The organism is Ruminococcus sp. (assembly GCF_019417665.1).
Lineage (GTDB): Bacteria > Bacillota > Clostridia > Oscillospirales > Ruminococcaceae > Ruminococcus_C.
Genome location: NZ_DXUU01000080.1, coordinates 1 through 7503, shown reverse-complemented (window position 1 = coordinate 7503; position 7503 = coordinate 1). Strand labels below are relative to the sequence as shown.

The window sequence follows — 7503 nt, the reverse complement described above, 5'->3', positions numbered from 1 at the left end:
ATTTTTTCAAAACCGAATCCCACAAGCCGGAGCCGAAAGGCTCTGGCGGTCGTACCGGAAAAATTTCTATTGGTGTATCTTACACAAGAAAACGGCGAAATTTCTACGTTTTTTCTGTCTGTTTAGCCGCTTGCTATCCTTGAATTTTTATGGTAACATGGTTATAATGGGAATGGAATCTCGATTACAAAACTGCCCCTTGAGGGCGTTAAAATAAATGATGCAGACTTGCTTTTTGGCAGGTCTTTTTTATTGGGAGGGTAAGAACAATAGCAAGATTTAAACCGACCCGTTTTATGGCGGAGGATTCCAAGTATAACAAAAAGGCGGCAGACTATGCCGTCTCTTTTATTGAGTGTCTGAGCCACACCAAAGGCACCTGGGCAGGAAAGAAATTTGAACTGCTGGACTGGCAGGAACAAATTATCCGTGACCTGTTTGGAATCTTAAAACCGAACGGCTATCGGCAATTCAACACGGCTTACATTGAGATTCCGAAGAAAAATGGCAAATCAGAGCTTGCTGCTGCCGTTGCTCTGCTATTAACTTGCGGTGACGGTGAAGAACGTGCCGAAGTTTACGGTTGTGCTGCCGACCGCCAACAGGCTGCCATTGTATTTGACGTAGCAGCGGATATGGTACGAATGTGCCCTGCCCTTTCCAAGCGAGTGAAAATCCTGACCTCACAAAAGCGTATCGTGTACATTCCGACCAACAGCTTCTATCAGGTGCTTTCGGCAGAAGCCTACTCCAAGCACGGTTTCAACATCCACGGCGTGGTGTTTGATGAACTTCATACGCAACCCAATCGGAAATTGTTTGATGTTATGACCAAAGGTTCCGGTGATGCGAGAATGCAGCCTCTATATTTTCTCATCACCACAGCCGGAACGGATACCAACAGCATCTGCTATGAAATCCACCAGAAAGCGAAGGATATTCTGGAAGGCAGAAAACATGACCCGACTTTTTATCCTGTCATTTATGGTGCAGATGAATCTGAGGACTGGACTGACCCAAAGGTCTGGAAGAAGGCAAATCCGTCACTGGATAAAACTATCGGTATGGATAAGGTGGTGGCTGCGTGTAATTCTGCAAAGGAGACTCCCGGAGAAGAAAATGCTTTTCGACAACTGCGTTTGAATCAATGGGTAAAACAGGCGGTGCGTTGGATGCCGATGGAAAAATGGGACAAATGCAAGGTCGCTTTTGATGAAGAGATGCTTGCAGGTCGTATCTGCTACGGTGGACTCGACCTTTCCAGTACAACGGATATTACAGCTTTCGTGCTTGTCTTTCCTCCAACAGAAGATGACGAGCATTATTATGTTCTACCCTACTTCTGGCTGCCAGAGGAAACACTGCCACTCAGAGTAAGGCGTGACCACGTTCCATATGATGTATGGGAACGGCAGGGTTATCTGAAAACTACTGAGGGGAATGTTGTCCATTATGGCTTTATCGAAAACTTCATCGATGAACTGGGGCAGAAATTCAACATCAAAGAAATTGCATTTGATAGATGGGGTGCAGTACAGATGTCGCAGAATCTTGAAGGCCTTGGTTTTACAATGGTTCAGTTCGGACAGGGTTACAAGGATATGTCACCGCCTACAAAAGAACTGATGAAACTGACCCTTGAACAGACTCTTGCTCATAACGGTCACCCGGTTCTCCGCTGGATGATGGATAATATTTTTATTCGCCGTGACCCTGCAGGAAACATCAAGCCGGACAAAGAAAAATCCACAGAGAAAATTGACGGTGCGGTTGCCATGATTATGGCTCTTGACCGTGCAATCCGCTGTGGATGCGTTTCTGATGATTCTATTTATGATTCGAGGGAGATGTTGATTTTATAGATGTAGTTACTCCTACAAACTGGAATTTTCATCACTATTTATCTTCATATGTTATCACACTTCTACCTCAATTATTTTAATTCCTCTGCTTTAACAAACCACTCTGGTCTAATGCAAGCATCGTCTGAAAGCCTAAGTATAAGGTTATCATCACACACAAAGCTACTTCCTATCCATTCATCATATAATCTTAATATTGCCTGTTGCAAAAATTCTATTGTTTTTTCATTGGCAGTTTCTGGCGGATATCCCATATCGAATATCACATCCGTCAAAGGAATCAAGTATTCAATGCAATAGTATTTACTATTATTATAGTAATCCGTACTCATTCCATGTATGCCAAGAAGCTCTTCAATATTTCCGACCAATTCAGGACAATAAGACAATAAAGAAAAATACTGATTCTTCTCTAAATGTGACCGGAATGCAAACCCGTTTACGCAGTAATCTTGAATCTTGTTATATCCCAATCTAGATCTAAGATAATAAATATTTCCGCCAGAATATCTAAACTCATCCTCAAGAGGTTGCAATTTTCCCTTATAATACAAATCAATATGTCCTTCGTTCGGTCTGAAAATTATCTTATGTTTTTTAAAAAATTCAGATAGAGGAGAGTCTTCTATTAAAAGTTGTTCAAGATTATTATTTGCTTTTATATCAGTTCCATTCAATCTTCGAGAAAGATGGAACATCTGGATATGTTCTAGTGTCTCATCTACAACATAATCAGAAAGAAAATCTCTAACCCACTCCCACGGTTGCTTTTTCGTATCTTTATAAATGGACATAAATATCTGTGCCATCTCACTAGCAGAAAGATTTAATAATTCCATTACTCCCTGTTTCAAAGACTTTTGTGTTGTAGCATCTATATATTTCATTATTATTACCTTCTTTTTAAATCCCACTATTTTTCATTAAATATCAATCATAAGCAAGTTGTTAACACACCACCAACTTCCGATTTGTAAGGCTGATGCCCTACATACTGTTAAGCATATTATACTACACCTATATACGAAAAGTCAAGAAAGGAGTTGATTCTCATGGGTATTTTCACCGGGCTCTTTAAGTCCAGAGATAAGCCGACCAACAGCTATGACAGCCCCAGCTACAGCTATTTCTTCGGACGAACGAACAGCGGTAAACGTGTCAATGACCGTACCGCCATGCAGCACACAGTGGTTTATGCCTGCGTGCGGGTTCTGTCAGAGGCTATCGCACAACTGCCACTGCACCTATACAAATACAACGAGAAAGGAAAAGAGCGAGTGCCGCAGCATCCGCTCTATTTTTTACTCCACGATCAGCCAAATTCCGAAATGACTTCTTTTGTTTTCCGAGAAACCTTAATGTCTCATCTGCTGATTTACGGCAATGCCTATGCACAGATTATCCGAAACGGCAGAGGTGATGTTTTAGGGTTATACCCTCTGATGCCGGATAAGATGAAAGTTGACCGTGATGAGAAAAACCGTCTGATATACATTTACAACCGTTATGATGAAGCAAATCCGAATCTGAAAGAACAGGGCGACATCATTCTTTACGCCGATGAAGTTCTGCATATTCCGGGTTTAGGTTTCGATGGGCTGGTTGGATATTCGCCGATTGCACTTGCGAAAAATGCAATCGGCATTTCTATTGCCTGCGAGGAATATGGAGCATCGTTTTTCGGAAACGGTGCTTCACCAAGTGGCGTGTTGGAACACCCCGGGGTAATCAAAAATCCGGAACGTGTGCGTGATGCATGGCAAAGAGCCTATGGCGGAAGAAACGCCCACAAGGTCGCAGTTTTAGAGGAGGGCATGAAGTTTACTCCTATTGCTATTCCAAATAATGAAGCACAGTTTCTGGAAACCAGAAAGTTTCAGATCGAGGAGATTGCAAGAATGTACCGTGTACCGCTCCATATGATTGGCGACCTTGACCACGCAACATTCAGTAACGTGGAACATCTATCATTGGATTTCGTGAAATACAGCCTTGACCCTTGGATCGTTCGATGGGAGCAGTCTTTGCAGAAAGCACTTCTTTCTGATTCTGAAAAGGGGCAGTATTTTGTGAAGTTCAATGTAGACGGACTTCTGCGTGGCGATTATGCTTCCAGAATGCAGGGCTATGCTACTGCAAGACAAAACGGCTGGATGTCGGCGAATGACATCCGTGAAAAGGAAGATATGAATTTGATTCCTGATGAAGATGGAGGTAACCTGTATCTCGTAAATGGCAGCTTCACCAAACTTGCTGATGCAGGTGCATTTGCAAATCCAAAAAAGGAGGAAAAAACCGAATGAAGAAATTCTGGAATTTTATCAAAAACGAAGATACATCGGAAACTGAGTTACTCTTTAACGGTCCCATTTCAGAAGATACTTGGTGGGGCGATGAAGTGACACCTGCTTTGTTTCATGATGAACTCGCAAAAGTCAGCGGAAACTTGACAGTCTGGCTGAACTCGCCGGGCGGCGATGTGTTCGCTGCAAGTCAGATTTATTCTATGCTGAAAAATCACAAAGGCAAGGTTACCGTAAAAATTGATGGCATTGCTGCCTCCGCTGCGTCTGTTGTGGCAATGGCAGGCGATGAAACCTTGATTGCACCGACTGCCCTAATGATGATTCACGACCCTTCCACATCAGCAATAGGCAATAAAGCAGATATGGAAAAAGCAATTGAACTTCTGGAAGAAGTCAAAGAGAGCATTATTAACGCCTACGAAACCAAGTCCCATCTCAGCCGAAACAAGATTGCAAAGCTGATGTCCGATGAAACCTGGCTCAATGCGAAAAAGGCTCATGAAATGGGATTTGTGGATGGGATTCTCTTTGCAGAGAAGAAAATGCCTGTTGTTCCTAAAGAGGAAGAACCGGATGAAGAAGAAAAAGAAGATACACTTACTGCAATGACCTATTCCAAATCGAAGAATCTATCTGCATTCTTATCCAAAGTATCTGCATCAGCAGAATCCGTTACAGGCACACCGATTGACCAGTTTGAAAAAAGACTGGCATTATTGAAATATTGATTGGAGGAATTGATTATGACGATTAAAGAACTCAGAGAAAAGAGAAACAAGGCTTGGGATACTGCCCGTGATTTTCTTGATAGCAAGCGAAATGCAAACGGCGTTCTCAGCGAGGAAGATTCCAAGACCTACGATGCGATGGAACAGACCATTGTTGATCTCGGAAAAGAAATTCAGCGTCTGGAAAGACAGGCTGAAATCGAAGCTGAAATGAACAAGGCAACTTCCACTCCTGTTCTCGGCAAGCCTGCCACACCGGACGTAACGGAAAAGACAGGTACGGCAAGCGATGCCTACAAGAAGGCTTTCTGGAATAGCGTCAGAAATCGTAACTGGATCGATGTCCATGATGATTTGCACATTGGTACAGATGCAGAGGGCGGTTATCTTGTTCCAGATGAGTTTGAACGAAAACTGGTGGAAGCGTTGGAGGAAGAGAGCATTTTCCGCCAGATGGCAACCGTTATCAAAACTTCCAACGGCGACCGCAAGATTCCGATTGTTACTTCCAAGGGCGAGGCTGTCTGGATGGACGAAGAACAGCAGTATTCTCTTTCTGATGATACGTTCGGACAGGCATCGCTTTCCGCATATAAGCTTGGTACAGCAATTAAAATTTCAGAAGAACTTTTGAATGATTCTGTTTTTGATCTGCTGTCCTACATTGCAAAGGAGTTCGCAAGAAGAATCGGTTCTAAGGAAGAAGAGGCGTTCTTCGTTGGTGATGGCAAGGGCAAACCGACCGGTATTTTTAATGCTACAGGCGGTGCGGAAGACGGCACTTCCACCACAGGTGCAAGCATTACATTTGATGATGTGATGGAACTCTTCTATTCTCTCAGAAGCCCGTACCGCAAGAAAGCGGTGTGGGTGCTCAATGATTCCACTGTCAAGGCTCTCAGAAAATTGAAAGACAACACAGGAAATTACATCTGGAGTCCGTCTGTGCAGGCTGGTGTTCCGGACACCATTCTCAATCGCCCTTACAAGACATCCAGCTATGTGCCGGAAATCAAGGCAGGCAACAAGTGCATGGCATTCGGTGACTTTAGCTATTACTGGGTGGCTGACAGACAGGGACGCTCCTTCAAGAGACTGAATGAACTCTTTGCTATGACAGGGCAGGTTGGTTTCCTTGCAAGTCAGCGTTTGGATGGCAAGTTGATTCTTCCGGAAGCTATTAAGACACTCACCATCAAGAAAGCGTAATCAGAGAAAGGGGTTGGAGTGGGTGGTAACTTTACAGGAAGTCAAGCAATATCTGCGTGTGGATTTTGAGGACGATGATCCATTGCTTCTCTCCCTTATTTCAACTGCAAAACAGCTGGTAATGGATGTAGGAAGAATGGACGAGGAACGCTTTTCAGAAAACGAAGATGTGGTACGAACAGCGATGCTCTACACGGTTTCTTATCTCTATGAAAACCGCAATAACGCAGACTTTTCCAAGCTGACATTAACGCTTCGTGCCATGCTGTTCGCACAGCGAGAGGGTGTGATTTGATGGAAATTGGAACACTGAATCAGAGAATCACCTTTCTGGAGAATCGTGTCGTTACCGATGAAATCGGCAATCACACCGCCGTATGGGACGAAGCTTTTTCCTGCTGGGCAAAAGTGACTTTGAAAGCTTCTTCGGAGCATACGGACGCTGGTGTGACCAAAGAAACACAAACACTGGAATTCCTCATTCGGCAAAGTCAGCACTGGATGCCGTCTGTAACAGGCAACCGAATCTTGTTTCGGGATGTTACATACAACATCACCAGTGTTACACCGGATTATCTGCACAAGGACTATCTGAAACTTACTGCAGAAGCCAGAAAGGCAGGACAAAATGACCAGTATTGACAATCTTGCGGAGGAAATCATGCAGGGCTTGCAGGAATATGCAGACCTTGCGGATACTGCCATGAAAAAGGCTGTCCGGAAAACCGCCACGCAAGTGAAAAATGAGATCTCTGCCAATGCTCCGTCAGACACGGGAAAGTATGCGAAAAGCTGGGCAACGAAAAAGACTGGCGAAAACAGTCACTCTTTGGAGATGACTGTCCACAGTAAGAATCGTTACCAACTGGCACATTTATTGGAGAAAGGCCATGCCAAGCGTGGCGGTGGACGTGTATCCGGCAAACCGCACATTGCTCCTGCGGAAGAAAACGGTGTACAGTTGCTGGAGCATTTAATTGAGGGGGCTTTGTCATGACTTACGAACAGATCGCAGAAATGATGGAAGAGATGGGACTGCCCTTTGCCTATCATCATTATGCGGAAGGCGAATCGCCTGAACCGCCTTTTTTGCTGTTTTTATCTCCCGGAGAAAATACATTTTCAGCGGATAATTTGGCATATTTCAGTTGCAAACAGCTGGACATTGAATTGTACACAGACAAAAAGCAGCCGGAATTGGAAGAACAAGTGGAGGCAGTGCTTTCCCAGCACGAGATTTATTATACAAAAACAGAAACATTCATTGATTCGGAAGAATTGTATGAAGTACTCTATGAGATGGAGGTTTGATCTATATGGCAATGGAGAAAAACAAGGTAAAATTCGGTCTGAACAAAGTTCACTATGCAAAAATCACCTCTTATGATGAAGAAGGTG

9 protein-coding genes are annotated in these 7503 nt (G+C 43.7%); 8 read left to right on the top strand and 1 reads right to left on the bottom strand.

The genetic code is table 11. The annotated features are described in order from the left end of the window. Positions 1–296 precede the first annotated feature (296 nt). Positions 297–1862, top strand: a complete 1566-nt coding sequence (locus QZ375_RS13100; protein WP_295219699.1) for a terminase TerL endonuclease subunit — start codon at positions 297–299, stop codon at positions 1860–1862. 71 nt (positions 1863–1933) lie between these two features. Here QZ375_RS13100 and QZ375_RS13095 read toward each other — a convergent pair whose 3' ends face one another. Next, the gene (locus QZ375_RS13095; protein WP_295219698.1) at positions 1934–2749 is read right to left on the bottom strand and encodes a hypothetical protein; all 816 of its coding nucleotides are present in this window, start codon (positions 2747–2749) and stop codon (positions 1934–1936) included. Between the two features lie 165 nt (positions 2750–2914). Here QZ375_RS13095 and QZ375_RS13090 point away from each other — a divergent pair, with 165 nt between their 5' ends. From QZ375_RS13090 to QZ375_RS13060, 7 genes are read left to right on the top strand one after another with little or no spacing between them, the layout of a single operon-like run. Continuing rightward, on the top strand, positions 2915–4165 hold the full coding sequence (locus QZ375_RS13090) for a phage portal protein (RefSeq protein ID WP_295219697.1): 1251 nt from the start codon (positions 2915–2917) through the stop codon (positions 4163–4165). Further along, a complete protein-coding gene (locus QZ375_RS13085) occupies positions 4162–4896 on the top strand; it encodes a head maturation protease, ClpP-related (RefSeq protein WP_295219696.1) in 735 nt (244 codons plus the stop codon). The genes QZ375_RS13090 and QZ375_RS13085 overlap by 4 nt, the downstream gene beginning before the upstream one ends. Before the next feature lie 12 nt (positions 4897–4908). After that, positions 4909–6105: a phage major capsid protein gene (locus tag QZ375_RS13080; protein WP_295219700.1), complete on the top strand. Its 1197-nt coding sequence runs from the start codon at positions 4909–4911 to the stop codon at positions 6103–6105. Between the two features lie 22 nt (positions 6106–6127). Next, positions 6128–6400, top strand: a complete 273-nt coding sequence (locus tag QZ375_RS13075) for a head-tail connector protein (protein ID WP_295219695.1) — start codon at positions 6128–6130, stop codon at positions 6398–6400. Further along, positions 6400–6747, top strand: a complete 348-nt coding sequence (locus QZ375_RS13070; RefSeq protein WP_295219694.1) for a phage head closure protein — start codon at positions 6400–6402, stop codon at positions 6745–6747. Before QZ375_RS13075 ends, QZ375_RS13070 begins: the two co-directional genes overlap by 1 nt. Beyond that, on the top strand, positions 6734–7102 hold the full coding sequence (locus QZ375_RS13065; RefSeq protein WP_295219693.1) for an HK97 gp10 family phage protein: 369 nt from the start codon (positions 6734–6736) through the stop codon (positions 7100–7102). The genes QZ375_RS13070 and QZ375_RS13065 overlap by 14 nt, the downstream gene beginning before the upstream one ends. Further along, positions 7099–7416 carry a hypothetical protein gene (locus tag QZ375_RS13060; RefSeq protein ID WP_295219692.1) on the top strand — a complete coding sequence of 106 codons (318 nt, stop codon included), beginning with the start codon at positions 7099–7101 and terminating at the stop codon, positions 7414–7416. Before QZ375_RS13065 ends, QZ375_RS13060 begins: the two co-directional genes overlap by 4 nt. Positions 7417–7503 lie beyond the last annotated feature (87 nt).

What these genes read in the sequence shown, in the direction of transcription:
- QZ375_RS13095 (WP_295219698.1), bottom strand. Translation starts at nt 2,749, where the DNA reads ATGAAATATATAGATGCTACAACACAAAAGTCTTTGAAACAGGGAGTA.
- QZ375_RS13070 (WP_295219694.1), top strand. Translation starts at nt 6,400, where the DNA reads ATGGAAATTGGAACACTGAATCAGAGAATCACCTTTCTGGAGAATCGT.
- QZ375_RS13060 (WP_295219692.1), top strand. Translation starts at nt 7,099, where the DNA reads ATGACTTACGAACAGATCGCAGAAATGATGGAAGAGATGGGACTGCCC.
- QZ375_RS13085 (WP_295219696.1), top strand. Translation starts at nt 4,162, where the DNA reads ATGAAGAAATTCTGGAATTTTATCAAAAACGAAGATACATCGGAAACT.
- QZ375_RS13090 (WP_295219697.1), top strand. Translation starts at nt 2,915, where the DNA reads ATGGGTATTTTCACCGGGCTCTTTAAGTCCAGAGATAAGCCGACCAAC.
- QZ375_RS13100 (WP_295219699.1), top strand. Translation starts at nt 297, where the DNA reads ATGGCGGAGGATTCCAAGTATAACAAAAAGGCGGCAGACTATGCCGTC.
- QZ375_RS13065 (WP_295219693.1), top strand. Translation starts at nt 6,734, where the DNA reads ATGACCAGTATTGACAATCTTGCGGAGGAAATCATGCAGGGCTTGCAG.